At 48.7% G+C, this 22,692-nt stretch carries 19 protein-coding genes; 9 read left to right on the top strand and 10 right to left on the bottom strand.

Annotated elements, in window-relative coordinates; all coding sequences use genetic code 11:
* Window positions 1-21 precede the first annotated feature (21 nt).
* From IC617_RS12160 to glgX, 3 genes are all read left to right on the top strand, one after another.
* Window positions 22-870 carry an endonuclease/exonuclease/phosphatase family protein gene (locus IC617_RS12160; protein ID WP_191145255.1) on the top strand — a complete coding sequence of 283 codons (849 nt, stop codon included), beginning with the start codon at window positions 22-24 and terminating at the stop codon, window positions 868-870.
* A 298-nt stretch (window positions 871-1,168) separates the two neighbouring features.
* Window positions 1,169-2,398: a glucose-1-phosphate adenylyltransferase gene (gene glgC / locus IC617_RS12155; protein WP_191145254.1), complete on the top strand. Its 1,230-nt coding sequence runs from the start codon at window positions 1,169-1,171 to the stop codon at window positions 2,396-2,398.
* 74 nt (window positions 2,399-2,472) lie between these two features.
* Window positions 2,473-4,545 carry a glycogen debranching protein GlgX gene (gene glgX, locus IC617_RS12150; RefSeq protein WP_191145253.1) on the top strand — a complete coding sequence of 691 codons (2,073 nt, stop codon included), beginning with the start codon at window positions 2,473-2,475 and terminating at the stop codon, window positions 4,543-4,545.
* Between the two features lie 57 nt (window positions 4,546-4,602).
* On the opposite strand, the gene glnG is transcribed toward glgX, so the two are convergent.
* From glnG to glnA, 4 genes are all read right to left on the bottom strand, one after another.
* Window positions 4,603-6,045 (bottom strand): nitrogen regulation protein NR(I), encoded by a 1,443-nt coding sequence (gene glnG / locus IC617_RS12145; RefSeq protein ID WP_191145252.1) that lies wholly within the window; start codon window positions 6,043-6,045, stop codon window positions 4,603-4,605.
* 7 nt (window positions 6,046-6,052) lie between these two features.
* Complete coding sequence (gene glnL, locus IC617_RS12140) at window positions 6,053-7,129, bottom strand: nitrogen regulation protein NR(II) (protein WP_191145251.1); 1,077 nt, start codon at window positions 7,127-7,129, stop codon at window positions 6,053-6,055.
* Between the two features lie 219 nt (window positions 7,130-7,348).
* Entirely contained in the window at window positions 7,349-7,900 is a 552-nt protein-coding gene (locus IC617_RS12135) for a DUF4124 domain-containing protein (protein ID WP_191145250.1), read from the bottom strand.
* Between the two features lie 93 nt (window positions 7,901-7,993).
* Window positions 7,994-9,403 (bottom strand): glutamate--ammonia ligase, encoded by a 1,410-nt coding sequence (gene glnA, locus IC617_RS12130; RefSeq protein WP_191145249.1) that lies wholly within the window; start codon window positions 9,401-9,403, stop codon window positions 7,994-7,996.
* Between the two features lie 476 nt (window positions 9,404-9,879).
* On the opposite strand from glnA, the gene typA reads away from it, so the two are divergent.
* The gene (typA, locus tag IC617_RS12125) at window positions 9,880-11,694 is read left to right on the top strand and encodes a translational GTPase TypA (RefSeq protein ID WP_191145248.1); all 1,815 of its coding nucleotides are present in this window, start codon (window positions 9,880-9,882) and stop codon (window positions 11,692-11,694) included.
* A gap of 69 nt (window positions 11,695-11,763) precedes the next feature.
* On the opposite strand, the gene IC617_RS12120 is transcribed toward typA, so the two are convergent.
* Both IC617_RS12120 and IC617_RS12115 read right to left on the bottom strand, forming a co-directional pair.
* Window positions 11,764-12,402 carry a DUF2959 domain-containing protein gene (locus IC617_RS12120; protein ID WP_191145247.1) on the bottom strand — a complete coding sequence of 213 codons (639 nt, stop codon included), beginning with the start codon at window positions 12,400-12,402 and terminating at the stop codon, window positions 11,764-11,766.
* Between the two features lie 4 nt (window positions 12,403-12,406).
* Window positions 12,407-12,637, bottom strand: coding sequence for a hypothetical protein (locus tag IC617_RS12115; RefSeq protein WP_191145246.1), 231 nt, complete (start codon window positions 12,635-12,637; stop codon window positions 12,407-12,409).
* Between the two features lie 127 nt (window positions 12,638-12,764).
* Between IC617_RS12115 and IC617_RS12110 the strand changes: the two genes are divergently transcribed.
* Both IC617_RS12110 and dtd read left to right on the top strand, forming a co-directional pair.
* Complete coding sequence (locus IC617_RS12110) at window positions 12,765-13,640, top strand: virulence factor BrkB family protein (RefSeq protein WP_369410399.1); 876 nt, start codon at window positions 12,765-12,767, stop codon at window positions 13,638-13,640.
* Complete coding sequence (gene dtd, locus IC617_RS12105) at window positions 13,637-14,071, top strand: D-aminoacyl-tRNA deacylase (protein WP_191145245.1); 435 nt, start codon at window positions 13,637-13,639, stop codon at window positions 14,069-14,071. Before IC617_RS12110 ends, dtd begins: the two co-directional genes overlap by 4 nt.
* Here dtd and IC617_RS12100 read toward each other — a convergent pair.
* A complete protein-coding gene (locus IC617_RS12100; RefSeq protein ID WP_191145244.1) occupies window positions 14,068-14,748 on the bottom strand; it encodes a spermidine synthase in 681 nt (226 codons plus the stop codon). The two genes, dtd and IC617_RS12100, sit on opposite strands and share 4 nt — an antisense overlap.
* 48 nt (window positions 14,749-14,796) lie before the next feature.
* Between IC617_RS12100 and IC617_RS12095 the strand changes: the two genes are divergently transcribed.
* Together IC617_RS12095 and IC617_RS12090 are read left to right on the top strand one after the other, a co-directional pair.
* Window positions 14,797-15,750 carry a bifunctional GNAT family N-acetyltransferase/hotdog fold thioesterase gene (locus tag IC617_RS12095; RefSeq protein WP_191145243.1) on the top strand — a complete coding sequence of 318 codons (954 nt, stop codon included), beginning with the start codon at window positions 14,797-14,799 and terminating at the stop codon, window positions 15,748-15,750.
* A 152-nt stretch (window positions 15,751-15,902) separates the two neighbouring features.
* A complete protein-coding gene (locus tag IC617_RS12090) occupies window positions 15,903-16,532 on the top strand; it encodes a hypothetical protein (RefSeq protein WP_191145242.1) in 630 nt (209 codons plus the stop codon).
* A gap of 712 nt (window positions 16,533-17,244) precedes the next feature.
* On the opposite strand, the gene recG is transcribed toward IC617_RS12090, so the two are convergent.
* Together recG and IC617_RS12080 are read right to left on the bottom strand one after the other, a co-directional pair.
* Entirely contained in the window at window positions 17,245-19,329 is a 2,085-nt protein-coding gene (gene recG, locus IC617_RS12085; protein ID WP_191145241.1) for an ATP-dependent DNA helicase RecG, read from the bottom strand.
* Window positions 19,330-19,463: 134 nt separating this feature from the next.
* A complete protein-coding gene (locus IC617_RS12080) occupies window positions 19,464-19,889 on the bottom strand; it encodes a GNAT family N-acetyltransferase (protein WP_191145240.1) in 426 nt (141 codons plus the stop codon).
* Between the two features lie 557 nt (window positions 19,890-20,446).
* Between IC617_RS12080 and IC617_RS12075 the strand changes: the two genes are divergently transcribed.
* Window positions 20,447-21,469, top strand: a complete 1,023-nt coding sequence (locus IC617_RS12075) for an IS110 family RNA-guided transposase (protein ID WP_191145239.1) — start codon at window positions 20,447-20,449, stop codon at window positions 21,467-21,469.
* A gap of 394 nt (window positions 21,470-21,863) precedes the next feature.
* Here the strand turns inward: IC617_RS12075 and IC617_RS12070 are convergent, their stop codons facing one another.
* A complete protein-coding gene (locus IC617_RS12070) occupies window positions 21,864-22,682 on the bottom strand; it encodes a hypothetical protein (RefSeq protein WP_191145238.1) in 819 nt (272 codons plus the stop codon).
* Between the last annotated feature and the right edge of the window lie 10 nt (window positions 22,683-22,692).

Raw genomic sequence — 22,692 nt, 5'->3', positions numbered from 1 at the left:
CACATTGGAGTGGCTTGCTGCATGAATGCGACATTCTGGCTGTTGCTTGCTGCGTTAAGTTGGCCGTGGCAACTACCCGATAACAATCAAGTTGTTGATAATAACGGAGACGCCGTTGCGGGTGAATGCTCAGCATTGGACTTTGTTGAATTGGCAAACGATCAAGCCGCGGCAGGCGATCAGTTATTACCGGCGGAATTTGAGTTGTTGGTGTGGAATATCTACAAGCAGAGTCGCACCAACTTAGTTCAGCAACTTGAGGGCTACGCGGCGACTGCTGATGTCATGGCGCTGCAGGAAGTGGTGGCCGATCAAAACTGGCAGAGCGCTGGCTTTTTGCAGCCTTGGTATCGTTATCAGGCGGCGGCATTTAATATGTTACGCGAGGGCCAATATGGCACAGCGGGAGTCAGCACGATTGCCCGAGTTCCTGCCATTGACGTTTGTGGTTGGTGGGCACCAGAGCCATGGCTGCCCTTCCCTAAAACGGCGTTGTTGACGGCATTTCAGTTGCCATCGCAACAACTCCTTTGGCTCGTCAATTTACATGCCATTAATTTCACCGTTGGCACAGAAGATTACCTTGCGCAACTCATTGGCGTTATCGATGTTTTAAAGTTCCACTCTGGTCCCATTATTGTTACAGGGGACTTTAACAACTGGAGTGATTCGCGGCACCATGCAGTTAAACAATTACAAACTGAATTGGGCCTAAAGGCGGTGACGTGGTCGCCTGATCTGAGGGTTCGCTTTTTTGGTCGTCCTATCGATCACGTGTTCTATCGTGGCTTGAATGTTTTAGCAGCCGTTGCTGAAACCTCTGATGCGTCTGATCATGGTCCGTTGCGGGTCCGCTTTACATTGGAGTGACTGGGGGAGTTGTTAAGTGATCGGTATCACCTTCTATCTTGAGAAGATCAAAAAGTGTGATATGGTTAACACTTCAACCCTGCCTCAAATCAATTTGCGGTTTCGATCGGGCACGGATAATAACTCTGTAGCTGAGCTTCAAGCAGCTGAAAATGCTGACTTCTACGCAATCGAAACAAACCCATCATGGTATTGATAGAGTAATTCGTTTGTAACGTAATGGAGCACATAATAATTACTTGTGGGACCGGTTTCTTGGTCTTGCTTTTTGACTTAGATTGAACAAAAAGGAGAAGTCATGTCTGGAATTCTGTCCATGATTTTGGCAGGGGGTGAAGGTACTCGATTATCACCATTGACGGGAATTCGAGCTAAACCAGCGGTACCTTTTGGGGGCAACTACCGCATTATTGATTTTGTGCTGAACAACTTCGTGAACTCGGATTTGCTTCAGATATTTGTATTAACTCAGTTTAAGTCGCATTCGTTGATGAAACACATGTCGCGCGCCTGGCAAGTCTCGGGTTTGACAAATCGTTTCATTGATCCGATTCCTGCTCAGATGCAAACCGGTAAAAACTGGTACATGGGTACGGCTGATGCGATCTATCAAAACCTACACCTGATCCGCGGCCTCGATCCTGAGCACGTTTGTATCTTTGGTGGCGACCACATCTACAAAATGGATGTCCGTCAGATGATTAATTATCATCACGACAAGGATGCAGTGCTGACCGTTGCGGCGATTCCGGTGCACATTAGCGAAGCCGATCAGTTCGGTATTATCGAAATTGATGAAAGTGGCCGCATGATTGGCTTTGAAGAAAAGCCAAAAGAAAATCCAAAAACCATTCCGGGCCGTCCCGATATGTGCTTGGCATCAATGGGCAACTATGTCTTTGAAGCGAAGACGCTGGTCAATAGCTTGGAAGAAGATGCCGAGCAAGTTGATTCGAAGCATGACTTTGGTCATGACATCATTCCTAAGCTCTACCCGCAGGGTAAAGTGTTTGTCTACGACTTCTCGACCAATGTGATTCGTGGCGAGCCGGATTATGCCCGCGGCTACTGGCGTGATGTTGGTACCATTGACGCTTATTTCGAAGCGAATATGGATTTGATCCAAATCCAGCCACCAATCAACCTGTACAACAAGTTCTGGCCGTTGCGCAGCTACCACCCTGCGGTACCGCCAGCTAAGTTCGTTCACGATGAAACCAACCGTACCGGTCAGGCCATCTCGTCGATGGTTGCGGCAGGTTCGATTATTAGTGGTGCGATTATTTACAACAGCATCATTGGCCACAACGTCCATATTCACAGCCACTCTTATGTTGAGAAATGCGTGATTATGGGTAACAACGATATTGGTGAAGGGTGTCGTATCCGACGCGCCATTATCGACAAAGATGTCCAAATTGCTCCAGGCACAGTGATTGGTGAAGATCCTGAGTCGGATCGCAAACGCTTCCATGTCTCCGAAGGCGGCATTGTGGTGATACCGAAAGGCGAAAAAATCGGTTTTTAATGATTCAAACCCCGGGCACTCCCCGGGGTTTTTTCTATCATTACCCCAACGATGTATTGCAAAGAGCAGGATTTATGAAGCGAGTTCAGGGTACAGGCCGTACATACCCGCTGGGAGCTTCCTTTCTCAATGGTGGCGTTAACTTTTGTTTATTTTCCCGATTAGCAACGTCTGTCGAATTGTTGCTGTTTGATCATGTTGATGATGATGATCCTGAGTCCATTGAACTCACTGATTTAGCGAATCACAGCGGCCATTATTGGCACGTGTGGCTTGAAGGCATTGAGCCAGGCCAGCTATATGGTTATCGAGTGCACGGCCCTTATGTGCCTGAAAAAGGCCTTTATTACGACGGCAGCAAGGTGTTGCTCGACCCATACGCCCAGAGCGTTTGCCGGCCACAGAAATACTGTCGGGCAATGGCTGCCGAATATGGCGTTGACAACGTAGGCCACAGTTTTCTTGGTGCGGTGGTTGACCACAAAGGGTTTGACTGGGAGGAAACCAGCCCGATTGCCAGACCCTTGTCTGAAACGGTCATTTATGAAATGCATGTCAAAGGCTTTACCGCCAATCCCAATTCCGGTGTAGACCCAGAGCGGCGCGGCACTTACCTTGGCGTTATTGATAAAATCCCTTATCTCAAAGAGCTTGGTGTGACAGCGATTGAATTGATGCCGATCCATCAGTTTGATCCGCAAGATGTGCCGCCCAATAGCCCTGCCAATTATTGGGGCTACAGCCCAATCAACTTTTTTGCGCCTCACTCCGACTATGCCGTCGATAAATCGCCCCTTGGCCCCGTCAACGAGTTTCGCCAAATGGTGCGAGCGCTTCACAAAGCGGGCATCGAAGTTTATTTGGATGTGGTCTATAACCACACCGCTGAAGGTGGCGCAGATGGTCCGATTTTGAGCTTTAAAGGACTTGATAACGACACCTATTACATTCTTGACCAGCATGACCAATTCACCAACTACAGCGGTTGCGGCAATACCTTTAATGCCAACCACTCGGTGGTGCGACGCATGATCCGCCATTCGCTGCGGTATTGGGTGCAGCAAATGCATGTCGATGGCTTCCGTTTTGACTTGGCCTCGGTATTGTCGCGCGATGAATCCGGTTCGCCGATGGCGAGTCCACCGATTTTATGGTCGATTGATACCGATCCGGTGTTGGCTCAGACCAAGATCATTGCCGAAGCTTGGGATGCCGCCGGTTTGTATCAGGTGGGTAATTTCATTGGCGATCGTTGGCAGGAGTGGAATGGTAAATACCGAGACGATGTACGGGCGTTTATCAAAGGGGATAAGGGCAAGATCAGCGCCATCACCAACCGCCTGATTGGCAGTCCTGATGTTTATTTGCATCATAACTCCTCTCCTCATCGCAGTATTAACTTTGTTACCGCCCACGATGGCTTCACTTTGCACGATCTGGTGAGCTACAACGATAAGCACAATGAAGCCAACGGCGAGTGTAACCGCGATGGCGATAACCACAATAACAGCTGGAATTGTGGCGTCGAAGGGCCGACCGATGATGCTGAGATTAATGCTCTCAGGCAGCGTCAGATGAAGAACTTCATCACCGTCTTATTGTGTTCATTTGGTACCCCAATGATCAATATGGGCGATGAGGTGGCGCGTTCGCAGCGAGGCAATAATAACGCCTATTGTCAGGATAACGAGCTGAGTTGGTTTGATTGGGATGACGTGGCCAAAAATGCTGACCTATTGCGCTTTACACAAAGCATGATCCGGCTCCGCTTACTCAACGCCGGATTGAACCAGCAATTAAATCAGTCATTGGCGGAGATGTTGAACAGTGCCAATTTGGAATGGCATGGCACTGAGCTGCATCAGCCCGATTGGTCCGAACATTCGCGCTCAATCGCGTTAAAAATGAAGGCGCCGCATTCGGATGAAACCATTTATTTTGCCATTAACGCCTACCATCAGCCGCTATCTTTTGCCTTACCACAGGTTGAAGATTCACACTGGTATCGGGTGGTCGATACCTCGCTACCAAGCCCCGACGATTATGTAGAACTGGGCTACGCGCCAGCGCTGACGGTTGAGCGCTATCAGCTTCAAGCGCGCTCAGTGTTACTGCTTTGGGCTCGCAAAGGTTCGGACAACAGCTAACAAAAAAAGCCACTTGCGTTGCCGCAAGTGGCTTTTTCATCAAATACATCGCCGATGTTACATATCCAGCTCTTTTAATTTTCGGGTCAGGGTGTTGCGGCCCCAACCTAATCGCCTGGCTGCCTCTTGTTTGTGACCGCCAGTATGATTAAGGGCACAGCGCAGCATGACTCGCTCGAATTCAGCGGTTGCTTCTTCGAGAATGTTGCTGCGGCCGGCGGCTAATTGGCTATCGGCCCAATGCTGCAGCAATTGCTGCCATTGCTGCGCGGTGGCTTCTTGTGGCACGCCAGCTTCACCTGGCTCAGTGCTGGTGGTCGACAATGGCTCGTTGAGTAGTTCGGGTGGCAAGTCGGCGACCAAAACCTCTTGGCTACTCGCCATCACAGTCAGCCAACGACAGGTGTTTTCTAATTGTCGAACGTTGCCCGGCCACGGCAGTTGCGACAGATAGAGCTCGGTATCGGGATGCAGCGCTTTGGCTTCGACGCCAAGATCTTTTGCGGCGCGCTGGAGGAAATGCTGCGCCAATTGCGGAATATCGGTACGGCGCTCAGCCAGTGCCGGTAAGTGGACCCGAATCACATTCAAACGGTGGAATAAATCTTCGCGGAACTTGTTCTCTTGTACCAGCTTCTCAAGATTCTGGTGCGTTGCGGCAATGATCCGCACATCCACCGAAATCGGCGAATGGCCACCAACACGATAAAACTGACCATCAGATAACACCCGTAACAAGCGGGTTTGCACTTCCATTGGCATGTCGCCAATTTCATCGAGGAATAAGGTACCGCCATCGGCTTGTTCAAAGCGGCCATGGCGCGGCCCAGCCGCGCCGGTAAAGGCACCTTTTTCATGACCGAATAGCTCGGATTCAATTAAGTCCTGCGGGATCGCCGCCATGTTCAACGCGATAAATGGGTTGGCGGCGCGCGGCGAGTGCTTGTGTAATGCTCCCGCGACCAGCTCTTTACCGGTACCGGAACCGCCATTAATCAGCACACTAATTGATGAACGTGATAGCCGGCCAATGGCCCGAAACACCTCTTGCATTGCAGGTGCTTCGCCAATGATCTCAGGGGTTTCAATTTGGCCGAGCGGGGCTTCGCTGGCTGAGCTTCGAGCCTGCTCATTGGCATGGGTCAGCGCCCTGTTGACTAGGGTGACGGCATCATCAACATCAAATGGTTTTGGCAGGTATTCAAAGGCGCCACTTTGGAATGCGGTCACTGCGCTATCGAGGTCGGAATGCGCGGTCATGATCACCACTGGCATTTCAGGATATTGCTCTTTTACTTGCTTGAGCATCTCCAGACCGTCCATGCCTTCCATTCGGACGTCAGAAATCATCACCTGTGGACGGGTCCGAGTTAACTCGTCCAGCACATCTTCGGCACTGGCAAAGCTCTGGTTACTGATGTTGGCGGCACTGAGTGCGCGCTCTAAAACCCAACGAATTGAGCTGTCATCGTCAACAATCCATACAGAGGAATTTCTCATGCCGCTATTAATCCTTGCGTATCGGTAGTGTCATTTTGAATTCGGTATGTCCCGGCCAACTACTGCAGTCAATTCTACCGTTATGCTGAGCTGCTAATGTCTGAGCAATCGATAAACCGAGTCCGGTACCCGATTGCTTGCCTGAAACCATGGGATAAAAAATTGTGTCTTGTAGTTCTAGTGGAATACCCGGCCCGTCATCGACAATCGATACTTCAACTGCCAAGCGGTAGCGCACGCCTTTCAATGTCACTTGATTGGCGATCCGCGTCGACATGGTAATGGTGCCCTTGCCTTCCAGCGCTTCAACGGCGTTTTTAACGATGTTCAGGATGGCTTGCTGCATTTGTTCCGGATCCATCGGGAATTCCGGAATGCTGGGGTCATAATCGGGAATGATGGCTAAGTCTTCAGACTTCTCCATACTGACCAGCTGGCGCACGGTTTCCAGTACTTTGTGAATGTTGTGCTCGCCGCGTTCGCCCGGGCGCTGGGGCCCCAATAACCGGTCGACTAAGTTTCGTAGTCGGTCGGCTTGCTCGATAATGATGCGGGTAAATTCACTTAACTCATTGTTAACCAGCTCTTTTTGTAAAAGCTGGGCGGCACCGCGCAAACCACCGAGTGGGTTTTTAATTTCATGGGCTAAGCTGCGAACTAAATCTCGCGCGGCGGTTTGTTGAGCCGATTGAATGACTTCTTGGCTGATCCGACGTTGTTGGTCAACACGACGCAATTCCATCAGTGCGTATATTTGATCGCCAATGATCATCGGTGAGACGGCAATGTCTGCCAGTAGAGGTTCGGCATCGGTTGGCACCAAAGACACTTCCGAATCGGTAAATCCTTGAGCCTTGCTGAACACTGCTTGCAGTAAGTCTGATTGCAGCGAGCAATGCTCGAACAGGGTGGTGAACTTTTCGCCAATCAAACGATGGGCACTTTGCGCTAGAGTTTGTTCGCCAGCAGCGTTGATGTAGCGGATGAGTAGGCGGTGGTCGAGTAAGATCACTGCCGTTGACAAGTGTTCCAGTAATGTTTCGGACAGACCTGGTATAACTTGTTGTGTTGAGTCGCTAATCATAATGCTGCTTGTCGCTCAATATCTGAATCGTGTTTGTGCACCAATAAGGAACTTTTGGCTAAAGCCTCAAGTCACCTTAACATGGTTTGCACAATAGTGGTGCGGGAGATGTTATTGAAACTGGAATAACTCCCGAATTTTGTTCCAAATACAAACCCAGCAAAATTTATGCCTAATCTTGGGGCGTTATCTTGGAACAAACCTCAATCAGGCAAGTGATTAATTGCGTGGCGTTGGAACCGGTGGTTTATTTTTCGGGTGTAGTACCGAAGGGCGGTGCATGTGGATTTGGATCGCTTCGGAGGACGCCAGTACCGAGCCTTGATTATTCACTAATTGTAACTGCAATTGATGGCTACCACGCTCGACGCCCGTTAGTGCAAACACAGATGAGGCTTGCGGCTCGCCTTGTTTTTGGCCATCCACTAATAATTGCAGTCGTTGTGTAACGCCAGCAGGGATCGACAATTGAGCGGTGACCATCAGATTACCCTCAGCGCTGCGGATTGTGGCTTCATGGGCTGGATCGCTAATCGCAATGGCAGGTTGGGCTTGTGGAGCTGACTCTTGCTGCGGTTGGTAACCGGCTACTGCCGATTGACCATCGGATACATTTTGCACTCGTGCTCGCAGGTCGATTGCATCTGCACCAGGACGGGGCATGTCGGAATAGACGACATTGCCGTTTTCGTCAGTCCAGCTGTAGATTGTAGCGTGGCTTGTCAGCATCCAGCTGCTCAACAAGCACGAAATGACGACTACTGGTTTCATGTTAATGTCTGCGCAACAAATCCTGTGCTCAGTATAAAAAAAAGCCCGTGCGATGCACGGGCTTTGTTCACAGTTCGTACCAGACTTTTGGTCTTATACGCTGTAGTACATTTCGAACTCAACTGGGTGAGTTGTCATGTTCAGGCGCTCAACTTCAGCAGATTTCAGCTCGATGTAAGCGTCGATCATGTCGTTAGAGAATACACCGCCAGCATTCAAGAACTCACGGTCTGCGTCTAGTGCAGACAGCGCTTCTTCCAGAGAAGATGCAACTTGTGGGATTGCTGCAGCTTCTTCAGCTGGCAGATCGTACAAGTCTTTATCCATTGCATCGCCTGGGTGGATCTTGTTCTGGATGCCGTCAAGGCCAGCCATCAACATTGCAGCGAACGCCAAGTATGGGTTAGCTGTTGGATCCGGGAAACGTACCTCAATACGACGAGCCTTCGGAGAAGGAACGAATGGGATACGGATAGAAGCAGAACGGTTACGAGCAGAGTAAGCCAGCATTACTGGGGCTTCGAAGCCTGGAACCAAACGCTTGTAAGAGTTGGTAGAAGCGTTGGCGAAAGCATTGATTGCTTTAGCGTGCTTGATGATACCACCGATGTAGTACAGAGCAGTTTCAGACAACCCGCCGTACTTGTCGCCAGAGAAGGTGTTTTCGCCTTCTTTATAGATAGACTGGTGACAGTGCATACCAGAACCGTTGTCGCCAACAAGCGGCTTAGGCATGAAAGTAGCAGACTTGCCATAAGCGTGTGCAACGTTGTGAACAACATACTTGTACACTTGGATTTCATCAGCTTTCTTAACCAAGCTGTTGAACAGAGTAGCGATTTCGTTCTGACCAGCAGTCGCAACTTCGTGGTGATGCGCTTCAACAGTCAGGCCCATCTCTTCCATGATCATGCACATGGCGTGACGGATGTTGTAGCCAGAATCGACTGGTGGTACTGGGAAGTAACCGCCTTTAACGCCTGGACGGTGACCCAAGTTACCTTCTGGGTATTCTTTGTCGCTGTTCCAGCCTGCTTCTTCTGAATCAACTTTGTAGCTTGCACCAGACATGTCTGAAGTGAAGCGAACGTCGTCGAACATGAAGAATTCTGGTTCTGGACCGAAGTAAGAAGCATCACCGATACCGGTAGACTTCAAGTACTCTTCTGCGCGCTTAGCAACAGAACGTGGGTCGCGGTCGTAGCCTTGCATAGTCGCTGGCTCAAGGATGTCACAGCGAACAATCAGAGTTGCTTCGTCTGAGAATGGGTCAAGCAGCGCAGTGCTTGGGTCTGGCATCAAAATCATGTCTGATTCGTTAATGCCTTTCCAGCCAGCGATTGAAGAACCATCGAACATCTTACCGTCTTCGAAGAAATCTTCGTCAACTTGGTGAGATGGGATAGTTACGTGCTGCTCTTTACCTTTAGTATCAGTAAAGCGCAGGTCAACAAATTTAATTTCTTCAGTTTTTAACTGATTTAGTACGTTTTCTACGGACATCCTTTAAATACCTCCGATTTCCATACTAGGAAATTCTGGTCAATCCACGTTGTTGTTTTAAATGGGGTCTGACTTCAAAGCGAATTGTGTGCCAAAATGGACATTTTGTTTGATAACAATTAGTTGTCGAAATCAATGCAACAAAACCATGCTTTGGAAGTGGACAAAAAGAACTAAAATGGTGCGTAATGCACAAAAATGGTGCCTGAGCTAGCGGCTGTCCATATGAGTGCAAAGCGCCATTACTTTTACAGCAATCTCAGTTTTTCGGAGTGATCTGGATCGCACTATTGTCACTGCGCCGAAAACACTTCCGATCGATCAAGATCACAAAGACCGAGCAATCGTCTTTTTTTTGTGCATAATACGCACCCAAAGATGAGGCATAACTATGATTATGTCGCTAACGCTACTGGCCAGAGCTGCGAATTCGCTCGCCTCGCCAGCACTTGCTGAGATGACAGAGTAAAAAGCACATGCAAACCAAACAAATTCGCAATATCGCGATCATTGCCCACGTTGACCATGGTAAGACCACTTTGGTTGATAAGCTGTTGCAGCAGTCGGGCACATTAGACGTGCGCGCCGACTCAGGCGAACGCGTCATGGATTCCAATGATTTGGAAAAAGAACGCGGTATTACCATTCTGGCGAAAAACACCGCCATCGAGTGGAACGGTTACCACGTTAATATCGTCGACACTCCGGGCCACGCCGATTTCGGCGGTGAAGTAGAGCGCGTGATGTCGATGGTTGATTGCGTGCTGTTGCTGGTTGATGCGGTTGATGGCCCGATGCCGCAAACTCGCTTTGTAACGCAAAAAGCATTTGCTCGCGGTTTGAAGCCAATTGTTGTCATCAATAAGGTCGATAAGCCTGGTGCTCGTCCTGATTGGGTCATGGACCAAGTTTTTGACTTGTTCGATAACCTAGATGCAACTGATGAGCAATTAGACTTCATCACTGTGTACGCCTCGGCCATCAACGGTTGGGCGACGCTCGATATGGATCAAGAATCTGATTCAATGGAGCCATTATTCCAGGCCATTATTGACAACGTTGAGCCACCAGAGGCCGATGCTGCTGGCCCGCTGCAAATGCAAATCTCGCAGCTGGACTACAGCTCTTATGTTGGTGTTATTGGTATTGGTCGTATCAAACGCGGTACCGCCAAAGTCAATCAACAAGTCACTATCGTGGGTGCTGATGGCAAAACTCGTAACGGCAAGGTTGGCCAAGTACTGGGCTATCTGGGCCTAGAGCGCCATCAAGTCACTGAAGCCCATGCTGGCGACATCATTGCCATTACAGGTCTGGGTGAACTGAAGATCTCTGACACCATTTGCGATCAGAATACAGTTGAAGCATTGCCGCCACTGAGCGTTGATGAGCCGACTGTGACCATGACGTTCCAGGTCAACACCTCTCCATTTGCAGGTAAAGAAGGTAAGTACGTTACCTCGCGCAACATCCTTGAGCGTTTGGAGCAAGAGTTGGTTCACAACGTTGCCCTGCGTGTTGAAGAGACCGATGATCCGGACAAATTCCGTGTTTCTGGCCGCGGTGAGCTGCACTTAGGCATCTTGATTGAAAACATGCGTCGTGAAGGCTTTGAGTTGGCGGTATCGCGCCCTGAGGTAATCATCAAAGAAGAAAATGGTGAAAAGCTCGAGCCGTACGAAACACTGACCGTTGACATTGAAGATGAGCATCAGGGCTCCGTCATGGAGCAACTTGGCTTGCGCAAAGCCGAGATGAGCAATATGACACCAGATGGCAAGGGCCGTGTTCGTCTTGATTTCATGATCCCAAGCCGTGGCTTGATTGGCTTCCAAACTGAATTCATGACTATGACTTCAGGCTCGGGTTTGCTCTATCACACCTTCGACCATTATGGTCCGTACAAAGGTGGCATTATCGGTCAGCGTAACAATGGCGTATTGATCTCGAATGCAACTGGTAAAGCGTTGACCTATGCCCTGTTCAATCTGCAAGAGCGCGGCAAGCTATTTGCCAAGCACGCTGATGAGGTGTACGAAGGCCAGATCATCGGTATTCACAGCCGTGACAATGACCTAACCGTTAACTGCCTGAAAGGTAAGCAATTGACTAACGTCCGTGCATCCGGTACGGATGATGCGCAAGTGTTAACACCGCCGGTAGTTTACACCTTGGAACAAGCGCTGGAATTCATCAATGATGACGAACTGGTTGAAGTGACGCCAGAAAGCATTCGCATTCGCAAGAAGTTACTGACTGAAAGCGATCGCAAGCGCGCCGGTCGCATCTAATTCGAAGCGAACCAAGCATGAAAAAAGGAGCACTAAATAGTGCTCCTTTTTGGTTGCGGGGATTGATGGTTAGTTCCCGCGTAAACTCTCAATAAACTCATTTGAGCTACTAATCGACGCGTTCATCTCAGCAATCAGCGCATCAATGTCACTCTTGATCGATTTATATTCCTGATCGAGCGAGCCAATTGCCGCTGCATTCAGGTTGTGCTTGAGGTACAACATGTTGTCCTTCAAGGCAGTGAGTACCGGATCCATCTTTGCTTCGGCGCGACGCATAGAGCGAATCAAACTCTTATAGTTACGCTCCGTAGCTTTCAGCTTGCTTGCACTATCGCGGCGTAAGCGATCGTTGCTGATTTGATCGAGCTCGTCTTGCCATTCTTCAAACAAGGCATCGGCCACGCTTTCGACATCGTCAATGCGTTTGCTGACTTGAGCGGCAGAAGCGGCGCTATCGTCGTAGGCATCGCTGACCGATTCATACATGCGTTGCAAATCGCCACCGTCAAAATTGGTTAGTGCCTGAAATTGCTCCAACGCTGATTGGAATTCTTGTTGTGCATCTGACTGAGCATCACGCGCTTCTTCGACGCGATCGACCATGATGTCACGTTTGTGAACACCAACCGATTCCATGGCTGAATAGTAGGTGCTTTCGCAGCCAGCTAACAAAAGCAAACTGGCTGCAATAAGAGCTTTATACATGGGGCTATCCTCCTGCCGGACCTTTGTATTTCGCTGCATCAATAATACACCACAAGTGAATGAACAGGCCGATAATGCCCGGCACCACCAGAACCCAGCCGATGTAGCAGGCACCGATCACTAGGAAGAATAAAATTGCTGGAATAATTCGTCCTTGAACCAGTTGCCCTAAACCTGGGATGAAAAAGCTACACAATGCAGCAACGACGTTGCCGCCTGAACCTTGACCTGACATATTGTTTTATCCTTGTAACTCGCTATCACTTTCACTTTAGTTAGCTTAACCTGAATTGACAGTGACGCAAAAGCCACTGAATTGTTACTATTTTTGCAGATATTTCCGCCCAACCAAATTGAGCTTCATGATGAATGCGTTTAAGTCGTTCGATCGGCAAAAAATATTCCAATACCTGTTGCACGCAGGGCTTAGGGCTCTGGATGTGCTTAAGCACTTTTTCCAACGTTGTAGTGCCGATCAGGTTTCGATTACAGCCGGCCACTTAGCTTACGTCACCTTGTTGTCATTGGTGCCGATGATTGCCGTGTCATTCGCCATGTTCTCTGCCTTTCCGGTGTTTGAAGAGCTGCGTGGTGAAATCGAAGCCTTTGTCTACGAAAACTTTGTTCCGACCGCCAGTGAAGTCGTTGCACAGTACATGAATGACTTCGTTAACAACGCCTCAAAAGCCACTTCCATTGGTATTCTGGCCTTGGTGTTTGTTGCGTTTATGTTGATGTCGGCGATTGATACCGCGCTGAACCGGATTTGGCGAGTCAAACAAAAACGCCGCTTGGCAATGTCGTTGTCGATTTATTGGATGGTGCTGACACTTGGCCCGATCCTCGCCAGTGTCAGTTTGGCGGCGACCTCTTATTTAGTCAGCTTAAATGTGATGGAAGACGTTAGTTGGCTGAAAACACAAATGCTCAAAGTGCTGCCGTTTGTGCTCTCAACGCTTATTTTTATGTTGCTCTATTTGTTGGTGCCGAACAAGGAAGTGAAGTGGAAGCATGGCCTGTATGGGGCGCTGTTAACGGCGTTCCTGTTTGAAGTAGGCAAACGCGGCTTTGCTTTGTACATTGCTCACTTTGCGTCCTATCAGGCCATTTATGGCGCCTTGGCGGCAGTACCTATTATTTTCGTTTGGGTGTATTTATCTTGGTATATCGTGCTGCTTGGGGCGGAATTTACCGCCACATTGGGCGAGCGGGCAGAACAAGAGGAAGTAACCGAGTGATTGCGTTAATTCAGCGTGTGCAACATGCACAAGTGGTCGTTGATGAACAGGTGGTCGGAAAAATCGATGCGGGCCTACTGATTTTCCTTGGCGTTGAAAAGACGGACGATGAAGCCAAAGCTAAGCGTTTGGCCGAGCGAGTGTGCAACTACCGCGTATTCGAGGACGAACAAGGCAAGATGAACTTGAATGTTCAGCAAGCTGGCGGCTCTGCTCTGGTGGTTTCGCAATTTACCTTACCCGCCGATACTCGAAAAGGTAACCGACCAAGCTTCTCATCAGCAGCATCAGGCGACTTTGCCAATGACTTGTATCAGAAGTTTGCCAAGGCCTGTGCTGAGCGAGTCACCACCGAAACCGGCCAGTTCGCTGCCGATATGAAAGTATCATTACTCAATGATGGTCCGGTCACGTTTTGGTTGCAGGTTTAATCCGCTGCTTCAGGTTCTGAGACAACCAACATATTAAGGTGGTTAGGGATTTGGATCCAACCCAGCGGCACGCTGAGAATCGCTCGCATCAGGTCGGTGACTCTAAGCCACTCTTGCTCGTCTTTGGGGATCAGGTTGACTGCAACGGTTGGATTGTGCGCTAACACGCGCTCCACTTCGAACCAAAAGTAGCGATCCGATAGAAACTCTGGCAGCCCTTCGTCGGTGCAAATATCAATAATTAAGCCATTCACTGAGTTGTCATCAAAACGGGTGATAATCCGCTCAGCGCGCTCCAATATTGAGCTGTTGTTCGATTGTGGCGGGGCGAAATGTTCGCGGAACAGCTCGAGGATCAGTGGATCAATTTCGACCGAGGTGAGTTGCCAGTTGGGGCGATGATGGGCGAAGTAACGCTGCATGGTGCCGCCCCCAAGTCCCAGCTCTAAGGCCACGCCAGCAGACTTTGCCGGTGGAAAAATTTGGCTGATTGCTTGGTGAGGTGGCAGGGTTGGATTGGCCGGTTCGTTCAACTTCATCAAACTTTGCATGATCCCATCAATTTCCAGCCAACGATATTGATCGTTTTCCTTAACCTTAATACAGTGGTCACCCTGCCGAATTAAGCGGACAATACTGCCGTGGCGGGTTACTTCTTGCCAATTAATTGAAGGCATTGAATTTTCCTAACGTTAAACGGTTTAGTGAACCGGAGTATTTGCTGCATGTACAAGGTCATCGAGCCGGTCTCGGAAACAGATTTCGAAAAATACTACCAGTTCCGATGGGAGCAGCTTCGCGCGCCGTTTAATTTACCCAAAGGCTCGGAAAAAGACGAATATGATCAGTACAGTCAGCACCGCATGATACTGGATCGCAAAGGCAATCCGGTAGCTGTTGGAAGACTGTATCAAATCAGTGCCGATGAAGGACAAATCCGTTACATGGCGGTGTGCGAACAGCACCGTGGTAAAGGCATTGGCTCTAGCATGATTGCGACGCTTGAAGAGCTGGCGCGGGCTAACTCAATCAAGCGCGTGATGATGAATGCTCGTCTCGGTGCGGTGCCGTTTTACCAGCGCAATGGCTATCATGCTGTTGGTGAAGGGCCAACCCACTTCGGCAAAATCAAGCATCAACAGATGCAAAAAGACATCACGCCGAAATCAACGAACTCCAAATACGGCGAATGGTGCGATGAACTAGCCACTATTTGGCGCGAGCAAATTCCGTTGACCGGCCAAATGGGGATTTCAGTCGAAGACTATACCGGCGATAAACTGCGTGTTACCGCGCCATCGTCTCCCAACGCCAATCTCCATGGCGGCATGTTTGCAGGTAGTATGTATGCTCTGGGTAGTTTGACTGGCTGGGGCTTGCTCTATCTGATGCTCAAAGAGCGCAATATTGCCGCTCGCATCATGTTAGTCCACGGCGACATTCGCTACCTGAATTCTGTTGATGGTGACGCTGCGGCGGAATCAAATCGCAAGCAAATCGGTGGCAGCATTTGGCCGTTGATCCGCGATAAAAAGGTCGTCCTGACCGTACCCGTTTCGCTTTATTGTGGCAGCCAGCTGGCAGCCGAGTTCACCGGCAAATTCATCTTGTACCCAGAACAAGATAATCCCCACGCAGAATCACTTTCCACACCGCAAGGCTCATTGCCATTTGATTAGCGGCAAGAGCCAACTAAACTCAATTGCTATCAATGTTTGAATGAGTAAAGTCTGTGCAGACAAGGACTTATTGGCTAGTTGTTGGGTTAATTCTAACTTTCGTGCTGAATTCAGCGAACGCTTTGGCAAACCAAGCGGCAATTGAACACAGTATGTTAATGATTGACGAGGCGGAGCTACATCGCTGGGCGTTCGACCGTGAACTGGCGTCTGACGAACAGATTCGAGTGGTTCGCTATGAGCCGCGCCAACATCACGACAACGGCTGGAGTCTTGTCTCTGTGGATGGAGTCAAACCATCTATCGATGAGCAATGGCAGTTTTTGCAGAGTTTTGAACCTGCCCAATCTGAGCGACGCAGCTTGGTTGAAAATCGGCTAACCCGATTGATTCAACCAGCAACGCTTCAGTTGTTGCAGCAAACGGAAAGTACTGCTCACTACCGGTTTAAACCCACCCTTAAGAGTTTTACCGTCGATTCGCAGCACCATTTAGAAGGCGAGCTGTGGTTTGACGTTAGGCACCAGCACATTTATAGGGTAATAATCAAGTCGACCGCGCCGCTAGAAAGCAAAGCGGGTGTTACCTTTCCTTACTTCAATCTGGAGTTATCGTTCGCCCGAGAGCAAGGATTTATTCTTCCAGAGCAGGTCAAAATGCGCTTCGGCGGGCAAGTGAACGGCCTTAATGTCTTCGCCCAAAACACAGTTCAACATTATAAAAACTACCGATTGATCTTTCCGCCGCCTTCCTACGCCGAAAGACAAGAGAGTGCAAAATAGTCTTATTGTGTAATTTAATTACAGAATAGAGCTGAAATAAATGTGATCAATCTCAAATAAATTCTTGATCTCTCGGTTTTGTGTAATATACTTACATTCGAAAGCTAAAGAACAGGAGAGAAAAGAGATGAATATATTTGGTGTTAAAGGTAGCTATAGTGTCAGTCGTTCTGGTCGTAGCCGTCGTCGCAGCCAAGCACTTCGCAACGATGCTTAATCTGCCAGCGCAAACTCAAAAACAACGTTAACAGCCTCGATTGAATCGGGGCTTTTTATTGCCTGAAATCTGACCAACCTAACCCGAATAAAAATCTCAGCAGAACCAGAACGTCGAGTTTAAATACATCTAACTAATTGTTTTAATGAATAAATTAATGGTATTTCGGCTTCTTTTTCACAAGTGATGAAGATCTCGTTTTTATTAATTTTCAAACCAAATAAAAAAAGTGTGATTAAGTTCAAAAAAATCTGTTCATTTTTAGAATTTGGTGTATATTTAAGTCGTCACTTAAAACAAACCAAAGGAGAGACAATATGAATATCTTCGGCGTAAAAGGTAGCTACAGCGTAGGTCGCACTGGCCGTAGCCGTCGTCGCAGTCAAGCTCTTCGCAACGATGCCTAATTGTCATCATTGCAAGACCTCACCAAAGTAAAAGCCTCGATAAAATCGAGGCTTTTTTTATGTCCGCAAAAAGTTTGTCAGGCGCGATTTATGCCGAGCCAAATTGACTGCGCCCAGCCATCCAGCGGTCAATGAGCGGCTGAATAAGCTGAGGGTGTTGTTGATGAAGTTGGTTGGCAAGCTGGTGAATGAGTGGCAACAAGTGTTGATCACGGACTAAATCGGCAATTTTTAAATCGGCTAGACCGGTTTGTTTGGTACCCAGAATTTCACCGGGACCGCGGATCTCAAGGTCACGCTGTGCAATCACAAAGCCATCATTAGAATCGCGCAATACGCCGAGGCGCTTGGTTGCCGTTTTTGACAGTGGCGCTTTATAAAGTAATACACAATGGCTGGCGACGGAGCCTCGCCCTACGCGGCCACGCAACTGATGCAATTGGGCTAAGCCCAAGCGCTCTGGGTTTTCAATCACCATCAAGCTGGCATTGGGCACATCGACACCGACTTCTATCACGGTTGTTGCCACCAATAAATCCAACTCTCCGGCCTTAAAACTCGCCATCACCTGCTGCTTTTCCGCTGCTTTCATTCGGCCATGGACCAAGCCAATGCGTAATTCAGGTAAATGTTCGGTGAGCGCCGCTTGGGTATCTTCGGCGGCCTGCGCTTCAAGCACTTCTGACTCTTCAATCAGGGTGCAAACCCAATAAACCTGCCGATTGTCGTTAATACAAGCGGAGCGAACTCGCTCCAACACTTGCTCTCGGCGGGTATCGGGTAGCGCAACCGTTGTCACCGGTGTTCGGCCTGGTGGCAGCTCATCAATTACTGATGTGTCTAAGTCGGCATAGGCGGTCATCGCCAGCGTTCTTGGGATCGGCGTTGCGGTCATGATCAGTTGATGCGGCGTAAATCCTTCGGTCGCGCCTTTTTCTCGCAGTGTTAATCGCTGATGAACGCCAAACCGATGCTGCTCGTCGATGATTACCAGTGCTAGTTTGGCGAAACTGACCTGATCCTGAAACAGCGCATGAGTGCCAACAATCATTTGGCCACTGCCATTGGCGATGGCGTCCAGTGCTTGTTGTCGCTGTTTGCCCTTTGTTTTGCCCGCCAGCCACACCACAGAAATGCCGAGCGGTTCGAGCCAGTTATTAAAATTGGCTGCATGCTGTTCGGCGAGTAATTCAGTTGGCGCCATTAATGCCACCTGATAACCGTGGCCGATCACCGATAGCGCTGCGAGTACCGCAACCAGTGTTTTACCCGAACCAACATCACCTTGTACTAGCCGCATCATGGCGTGAGGTTTCGCTAAATCGGCTTGGATCTCCTGAACCACGCGTTGCTGGGCATTGGTTGGCGCAAACGGCAAGGTGCTCAGTAACTGTTTTTGCAGCTGTGTTTGGGCGGCTAGTGCTGGCGCCGCTACTTGCTGCTGTTGCAGCCTGAGTTGCTGCATGCTGAGATTATGGGCAAGCAATTCTTCAATGATCAGGCGCTGCTGCGCTGGGTGTTCGCCTTCGGCCAGCATAGTGGCAGATACATCTGCGCCTGGACGGTGTAATAGAGCGATAGCATCGTTTAGCTGGATTTGGCTGTGGTACAAGCCATCGGGCATTAACTCGGGCAGCGGGTGGCGCCTGAGCATTTGCAACGCTTGCTCGGTTAAGCTGCGCAAACTCGCTTGGCGCACGCCTTCGGTGGTTGGGTAAACCGGTGTTAGGGTTTCTTCAACCTGCGGCGGCTCGTCAAGGTTATCGCTAATTTTATATTCGGGGTGAACCATTTCTGGCCCATTCGGACCGCGTTTGACCTCGCCAAAACAACGGATTTGCTTGCCGATGATAAAGCCGTTTTTCTGGCTGACGCTAAAGCTAAAAAAGCGCAGGGTTAAGCTACCGGTGCCATCACTGACGCGAACCACCAGCATGCGGCGGCGGCCGAATTTTATGTCACATGAGAGAATTTCACCGATGATGGTGCCGGTTTGATTGGGTAATAGATCGTCAATAGCAAAAACGCGGGTACGATCCTCGTATCGCAAAGGCAGGTGATAGAGCAGATCTTGAACCGATACCAAGCTAATTTTGGCAAGTTTCGCCGCAAGGCTTTTGCCGACACCTTTTAAATCGGTCAGTGGCAGCTTGGCAAGTGTATGAGCAGACAAGCCTTTATCTCGGTGGAACAGTCAATGTAACGAGTGTACTGGATATACAACCAGTGCATCAAGCTGCAACAGGCTTTAGTGAGTGATCTGTCTGGTTTGGGAGTGAACCATCGAACTCAAAATCGAGCGGCTTGTTATAACTCTTTTACGAGGCAGTAGGTTGTATGGCCTTTGGGACAGTCTGGCAGCTCACCATACACTTTGTAGCCGAGTTTTTCATAAAACGGGCGGGCTTGGAAACTCAACGTTTCAGTGCGTATGTATTTGAAGCCTTTTTCGCAAGCATAGTTCTCGGCAGCTGCCATTAGTTTAGAACCAATCCCTGAACCGCGAGATTCTGGCGATAGCCAAAGCAATTCAATAATACAATAGTTCCAGAATGCGGTAGCTCGAATACCACCTTGAACTATCCCGTTGTCATCTTTAGCAAAAACAGCGAATTTTGTGTCTTCCTCAAAGACAACCTCGTCGGGGATATAGTCTTGGTTATAGGTTTGAATTCCCTCGCTAATCGTTTTTAGATTTTCTTTTGAGGGAGATGATGTGACTTCGATGATCATTGTTGCTTCCTGAACAGTTGACGCTTTCCGGAGTTTTGGCGTGCCATGTCGAACAGTTTGCTATGTGCTTTTATATCGGAGGCTAACTGGCAAGCCACCATAAATATCTCCTGTATTTGGGGGCTTAAGCCAATACTCGTAGCCAAAAATCAACTTACTATTTTCCTTCGACCAGCCCCCCAAAGATAGAGTGATCAAGTGATTTCCGTTATTAGAACAATGAAAAATGAAAATGCTTTTCTGAGATGAACTTGGTTTAAAGGAACACTTTAAAACTAAGTTTCCATCCTCGGATGTGTATGTTGCAGAATAGTTTGCAGCTACCGTTAAAACATAGTTGGTGGCTGAACGAGGTGCTTCTCCAGAAGGCACCCACTGACCAACTATTTCATCGAGAGTTAGTGTTGCACCGCTTACGGAGCATACCCACATTACTAGTGATAAGAATAAGAGTACTTGTCTCATGCTTTTCCTTGGCACTTAACGAATGATATGGACGGCTCCTAGGCCGGAGAAGTGCCACACTTGAGAAGTGGCATTGCAGAGCGGAGGCATCCATGTCCATTCAACAAATTGCTGGCCTCGATTTGGCCAAGAATGTGTTCAGTATCCACGTCATTGATTTAACCGGCAAGTGCTTGATTAAGAAAACCGTTAAGCGCTCTCACTTACTCGAATTATTTGCCAACATGCCGCCCACACTCGTCGGTATGGAAGCATGCAGCGGCGCTCATTATTGGGCTCGCGAATTGCTTAAGCTTGGGCACGACCCGAAGATTATTCCGGTTAAATACGTGGCCCCTTATTGCACCGGCTCGAAGAATGACGCCAACGATGCCAGAGCCATTTGCGAAGCGGTGACCCGACCTCATACGCGATTCGTCACCATCAAATCACCCGAGCAGCAAGCATTGATGTTGATTCATCGTGCTCGTCAGCATTGGGTGCAAGAACGAACTGCGCTTATCAATCAAATACGGGCTTACTTAACCGAGTTTGGATTAGTTATTCCCAAGAGCCGAGAAACGCTTGAGCGCAAGCTACCTGATGTATTGGAAGATGCCGACAACCAACTTCCTGATATAGCCCGAGCCCTCATTCATGATTGTTACCACCATTTGTTAGTGCTGAATCAACGCATCAACGAACAAAATGACTGCTTCGGTATGCTCGTCAAAGCCAGCCCGTCAGCGCAGCGCATCATGAAAGTGCCAGGTGTTGGCGCTCAAACCGCGACCGCCATTCTGGCCTCCATTGGTAAAGGTGAGCAATTCGACAAAGCTAGAGATTTTGCCGCTTGGTTGGGCTTAGTGCCGAGGCAATACACCACCGGTGGCAAGGTTCGAATGGGTCGCATCAGTAAAAAAGGCAATACCTACATTCGAACGTTATTGGTTGATGGTGCGCGAGCCGTCATTGCTAATTGTGGCAACAAGACCGATAGATTAAGTATCTGGGTGAAAGGCGTGTACGAGCGACGAGGGTATAAGCGAGCCATTGTTGCGTTAGCAGCGAAGAATGCCCGAATCATCTGGGCAATGTTAAACAAACAAGCTGATTATCAAACATATACCGCCTAGCGCGGCGGCATATGAACGAGGTTTTACGAGTTAACCCTACCGGGTCACTGCAATAGCAGTTGAATGATAGACGGTTCGAACCAGTTCGTGGGTAAGCCTGTTTATGCGGGTGGCGATAATACGCCTTCTAACGAATGAGGCCCCACACCTAGCGAAGATCATCAGGGCCATGGCTTAAAGCCAGTAAACAGGCCGAATGTAGAGCGGCAGTCCCAACTATCTATCCATTCAATTATAGCTGTTGTTTGACAACCGGAGCCGTCCATGTAGCCCGCATAAGGGACAGAAAAACTTAAGCGGCGATTGGTTAAACTTGGGCGAAGCACCAAAACTAGTCGCCGCGTAGTTTTGATGTCCCAGCGAGCTTGCGAGCGACTTGATGCGTTTGTTAGTGCTACACTTTTTCGTTAACCGACAGTGCTGATGAAGGCTCGCCAAGTAAAGAGAGGCCTTGCTTGTCATAGGATACAAAGTTGAAAGATGATTTATCTCTCAAGCCTTTGACCTCACCTTCAACAACTGTTCTCATCTCTTTTTCCACACTTGTGTGGACTTTGAACATTTCATCACTGGTCTCTTTTATAGTTTTCTCGAGGGCTTCCATGGCTGTCCCCAGCATTGGGATGTTGGATAGTTCAGCCCACATATAGTTCTTCAAAAAAGAGACCAAAAACTCCCAGGCACTATTGATTGAGAAGTAGGAGCCGTCTCTATTTTTTTTCAGAGTAGCAATTACTTTACCCAATCCTTTCATCATCGTGAGGCTGTCAACCACTCCAGATTTTTCAATCTCTTCTAGTATGCTAACTATCTCATCAAAAAGCTCAGGAAGCCTACTTTCAGCACGGTAATGCTCATAAATTGAATCGAAGTCAAAAGCCGACTCACTTGGGTTCTCAAACTTCCACACATGATTTCTGATCAATTCAATATTTTTAATCAGGTGATCTATCATGTGATTTTGGTTCCAAGTAGGACCAATGAAATAGTTAAGGCCAGTGGAAAGACTGCCAAGCCAAGGAGGAGCATCAGTTTTAGCTATGGAAGCTTGGAGGTCTTTCGTTTTTCGAAACGCTATCTCAGCCTTAGATTTTTTGTTTTCTACATTTTCTCCAACAAGAGCTATTACCAAATCGTCTAGAGATGAAACTAATTCTTTGTGTTTCTCTTTTACAAACCGAAGGTGAAACTGAACGCTTTCGTTTGTACTCAAAATTTACCTC

The organism is Neiella litorisoli (assembly GCF_014773395.1).
Classification (GTDB): Bacteria; Pseudomonadota; Gammaproteobacteria; order Enterobacterales; family Neiellaceae; genus Neiella; species Neiella litorisoli.
This window is presented reverse-complemented; position numbering and strand designations above follow the sequence as displayed.

What these genes read in the sequence shown, in the direction of transcription:
- IC617_RS12160 (WP_191145255.1), top strand. Translation starts at nt 22, where the DNA reads ATGAATGCGACATTCTGGCTGTTGCTTGCTGCGTTAAGTTGGCCGTGG.
- glgC (WP_191145254.1), top strand. Translation starts at nt 1,169, where the DNA reads ATGTCTGGAATTCTGTCCATGATTTTGGCAGGGGGTGAAGGTACTCGA.
- glgX (WP_191145253.1), top strand. Translation starts at nt 2,473, where the DNA reads ATGAAGCGAGTTCAGGGTACAGGCCGTACATACCCGCTGGGAGCTTCC.
- glnG (WP_191145252.1), bottom strand. Translation starts at nt 6,045, where the DNA reads ATGAGAAATTCCTCTGTATGGATTGTTGACGATGACAGCTCAATTCGT.
- glnL (WP_191145251.1), bottom strand. Translation starts at nt 7,129, where the DNA reads ATGATTAGCGACTCAACACAACAAGTTATACCAGGTCTGTCCGAAACA.
- IC617_RS12135 (WP_191145250.1), bottom strand. Translation starts at nt 7,900, where the DNA reads ATGAAACCAGTAGTCGTCATTTCGTGCTTGTTGAGCAGCTGGATGCTG.
- glnA (WP_191145249.1), bottom strand. Translation starts at nt 9,403, where the DNA reads ATGTCCGTAGAAAACGTACTAAATCAGTTAAAAACTGAAGAAATTAAA.
- typA (WP_191145248.1), top strand. Translation starts at nt 9,880, where the DNA reads ATGCAAACCAAACAAATTCGCAATATCGCGATCATTGCCCACGTTGAC.
- IC617_RS12120 (WP_191145247.1), bottom strand. Translation starts at nt 12,402, where the DNA reads ATGTATAAAGCTCTTATTGCAGCCAGTTTGCTTTTGTTAGCTGGCTGC.
- IC617_RS12115 (WP_191145246.1), bottom strand. Translation starts at nt 12,637, where the DNA reads ATGTCAGGTCAAGGTTCAGGCGGCAACGTCGTTGCTGCATTGTGTAGC.
- IC617_RS12110 (WP_369410399.1), top strand. Translation starts at nt 12,765, where the DNA reads ATGATGAATGCGTTTAAGTCGTTCGATCGGCAAAAAATATTCCAATAC.
- IC617_RS12100 (WP_191145244.1), bottom strand. Translation starts at nt 14,748, where the DNA reads ATGCCTTCAATTAATTGGCAAGAAGTAACCCGCCACGGCAGTATTGTC.
- IC617_RS12095 (WP_191145243.1), top strand. Translation starts at nt 14,797, where the DNA reads ATGTACAAGGTCATCGAGCCGGTCTCGGAAACAGATTTCGAAAAATAC.
- IC617_RS12090 (WP_191145242.1), top strand. Translation starts at nt 15,903, where the DNA reads ATGTTAATGATTGACGAGGCGGAGCTACATCGCTGGGCGTTCGACCGT.
- IC617_RS12080 (WP_191145240.1), bottom strand. Translation starts at nt 19,889, where the DNA reads ATGATCATCGAAGTCACATCATCTCCCTCAAAAGAAAATCTAAAAACG.
- IC617_RS12075 (WP_191145239.1), top strand. Translation starts at nt 20,447, where the DNA reads ATGTCCATTCAACAAATTGCTGGCCTCGATTTGGCCAAGAATGTGTTC.